Source organism: Massilia genomosp. 1, from assembly GCF_011682185.1.
In the GTDB taxonomy this organism is placed as follows: Bacteria; Pseudomonadota; Gammaproteobacteria; order Burkholderiales; family Burkholderiaceae_D; genus Telluria_A; species Telluria_A rubra.
Genome location: NZ_WHJF01000675.1, coordinates 1 through 246, shown reverse-complemented (window position 1 = coordinate 246; position 246 = coordinate 1). Strand labels below are relative to the sequence as shown.

The following is a 246-nucleotide window of genomic DNA, read 5'->3' as shown; positions in this document are numbered from 1 at the left end:
CAGAATTTTGCGCAATGCATCGAGTACATTTTCCAGACTGCTCTCGGCCCGGTTCGAACTCGTCTTCAACAGCGCGTTCAAGTCTTCGATACTGAACGTTTTGTCAAACCGCGCCATGACGTCAGCCAGGGTCATCGTATCGGTAAGCTTGTACATGGAGTGATTGCCGACCGGAATGGTCGACTCTTCGTTAAATATCGGTTGGCGCACCCCGCTTTGCTCGAACCACCAATCATTGGTGACAAA

General features: G+C 50.8%; 1 protein-coding gene. It reads right to left on the bottom strand.

Annotation, left to right across the window (positions count from 1 at the left end):
- Positions 1 to 246 (bottom strand): hypothetical protein (locus F1735_RS35205; RefSeq protein ID WP_167241667.1); only part of this gene is annotated, 246 nt, incomplete at both ends.